General features: G+C 46.9%; 5 protein-coding genes. All 5 read right to left on the reverse strand.

Translation table 11 applies throughout. The features are described from left to right. A partial coding sequence (locus tag B7Y67_RS14565; RefSeq protein WP_293599258.1) for a glycosyltransferase occupies positions 1-560 on the reverse strand: 560 nt, incomplete at its 3' end. Between the two features lie 24 nt (positions 561-584). Further along, positions 585-1,556 (reverse strand): aspartate carbamoyltransferase catalytic subunit, encoded by a 972-nt coding sequence (locus B7Y67_RS14570; RefSeq protein WP_293599263.1) that lies wholly within the window; start codon positions 1,554-1,556, stop codon positions 585-587. Positions 1,557-1,561: 5 nt separating this feature from the next. After that, on the reverse strand, positions 1,562-2,068 hold the full coding sequence (gene pyrR, locus B7Y67_RS14575; protein ID WP_293599259.1) for a bifunctional pyr operon transcriptional regulator/uracil phosphoribosyltransferase PyrR: 507 nt from the start codon (positions 2,066-2,068) through the stop codon (positions 1,562-1,564). A gap of 1 nt (position 2,069) precedes the next feature. Beyond that, positions 2,070-2,495 carry a Holliday junction resolvase RuvX gene (gene ruvX, locus B7Y67_RS14580; protein WP_293599260.1) on the reverse strand — a complete coding sequence of 142 codons (426 nt, stop codon included), beginning with the start codon at positions 2,493-2,495 and terminating at the stop codon, positions 2,070-2,072. After that, positions 2,488-2,770: YqgE/AlgH family protein (locus B7Y67_RS14585; RefSeq protein ID WP_293599261.1), on the reverse strand; the 283-nt coding region annotated here is incomplete at its 5' end. The genes B7Y67_RS14585 and ruvX, both read right to left, overlap by 8 nt.

Below are 2,770 nucleotides of genomic sequence, written 5' to 3' on the forward strand. Positions count from 1 at the left end.
CGAAATTGTGCATCACGATTTTTTGGTTTCTCAAACCCAGGATCTGTTGGACTCTGACGTATTACTAGTGGATCATGGATTTCTACAATCCAAGGTAGCCCTGTTTTTTTCTTCAACCATAAACCCGCTAGATGTGCAGACCAAGCGCCACCAGTCGAGTAAATCACATCGACCTTACCCTCTCTAATTAACTTTAAGCCATGTACGTAGGCTGGCATCGCCCAAGACCATTGGCTTGAGTATCCAAGAAAGAGTTTTTCTAATGCTATGAAGGGAGCGAGCAATAAAGAGGCCAAGCCTGTCGAGACCTTATAAAAAAGTCCACGGCCATATTGATTTGCAATCCAATGGCGGAAATCAAACCGGAATGCAGCTGGCCCCCAAGCTAAAAATTGCTTATGCGGAAATCGATTATCTTTAATCCCGGTGATTGCACTAAAAACTTGCGGCTGGATTCCTGCCTCCAGTAGGTAGGGAATTTTATCGGTGATAGTTTGACTAGATGCTCTGCCATCCATATTGAAACCATGAGACAGGATTAACCAGTTCTTTTTTTGCATTAGTGCAATTATTCGCAATGTTGACTAGTTACTAGCAACGATCGACATCACGGCCATACGCACCGCAATACCAAAAGTGACCTGATTGAGGATGACTGACTGAGGCCCATCAGCTACAGCAGAATCAATTTCCACACCACGATTCATGGGGCCTGGATGCATCACAATGGCATCGGGTTTAGCCAAAGCCAAGCGTGTTGGCGTTAAACCATACTGACTAAAGAACGCATAGCCTTCTGGGACTTGACCAACCTCCATGCGTTCCTTCTGGATGCGTAAGGTCATGACCACATCAACCCCCTTTAAACCCTCTTCCATGCTGTGGAAAACCTTCACACCCAACATATCTAGGTCGCTTGGCAATAGACTCTCGGGGCCAATTGCACGAATATCCGCACAACCCAAGGTTCTTAAAGCACAGATGTTCGATTTAGCAACACGACTATGCACAATATCCCCCACAATCGCCACCTTCAGACCGCTAAAGTCTTTCTTAAAGTGGCGCATCGTGTACATATCCAGCAGACCTTGAGTAGGATGCTGGTGACTACCATCGCCTGCATTGACTACGTGCACGTGCGCGGGAACGTGTTGAGCGATCTCAATCGGCGCTCTAGAAACACTATGGCGCACTACAAAAATATCGGCCTGCATTGCAACTAAGTTATCAATCGTATCTAAGAGGCTCTCACCTTTAGCCGTTGAAGACGTGGAGATATCCAAGTTAATCACATCTGCCGACAAGCGCTTGGCAGCAATCTCAAAAGTAGTGCGAGTACGCGTAGAGTTTTCAAAGAACAAGTTGAATACACTCTTGCCACGTAGGAGTGGTACTTTTTTAACTTCTCGCGCAGGATCAGTCACACTGACAAATTGTTGAGCAGTATCCAAAATATGCAGAATCTGCTCTTTTGGCAAACCCTCTAGAGTCAGCAAATGGGTTAGTTCACCAGCAGCATTAAATTGATTTACTGGGGCGTTTAATAAGTTATTCATTCCGCTCATGCTGCACGCTCCTCTAATTGAAAGCTGAACTTGCCAGCGCCATCTTTTTCTAAAACTAAAATTTGATTATCGGGAACGCTTACTTGCTCCCCCACAAAGTCAGCAGAGATTGGCAGCTCACGGTTCTCGCGATCCGCCAAAACCATCAATTCGACTTTCGCAGGTCTACCAAAATCAAACAGCTCATTGAGCGCTGCACGAACCGTACGACCAGTGAGTAAAACATCATCAATCAAAATGACATTTGCACCATTCACCTCAAAAGGAAGATGAGTGGACATCGTGCTGGCAGTACGAAGCGCTGTCATACCCTTCTCCGTATAGTCATCTCGATGAAATGCCACGTTAATGACGCCAAAGTGGGAAAGATTTAAATCTGTAGCTAAACGCTCTGCAATCCAAGCCCCGCCCATTGCAAGACCGGCCAACTCAAATGAATCACCTGCCTTTTTGCGCTGACTCAAAGTCTCTAGTAATTTCAGATAGGACTGCTCTGCATTCATCTCAACTAATCCAATTCTTTTCAAGAAAATACTGCTCCAAAATCAAGGCCGCAGACTCGGCATCCAAATTGTCTCGCATATTGGGGTCGCCCTCTAAAACAGCTGAGGTATACCGCTCATCAACCCACTCCACCGGCAAATGAAAGCGTCCATGCAGCTGGTTGCCAAAGCGGCGGGCCTTGGCACTCATCTTATGCTCAGTCCCGTCAGGATGGCATGGCAGCCCCACAACCAACTGGTTTGGTTGCCATTCTTTGATGAGGGTTTGAATAGCCCTAAATCTCACATCCTCAGATGGCTCCTCAATAATCCTCAATGGCTGGCCAGCTTTGGTCAGGGTATTGCCAACAGCCACGCCAATACGTCTCGTCCCGAAGTCAAAGGCCATGACCGTCAGCTCTACGCCCTTCTTAATACCCTCAGGCATGCCCTGCCTCGCCAGAAAGATGGGATGGATCAAAACCTAAAAGACTCATCGTCCTCTCGTAGCGCTGGCTAGAGGGGGTGTTGAAAATAATCTCACTCATTTGTTGCTGGGACAAAGGAACATTGATCCAGCCATTGAGGGCAATCTCTTCTTCAAGCTGCCCAGCACTCCAACCTGCATAACCTAAGGTCATTAAGAATTTGCTGGGCCCAGAACCTGTTGCCACGGCCTCAAGTACATCTTTAGATGTCGTCATGGTTAAGCCACCTGGAACT

Source organism: Polynucleobacter sp. 35-46-11 (assembly GCF_002281105.1).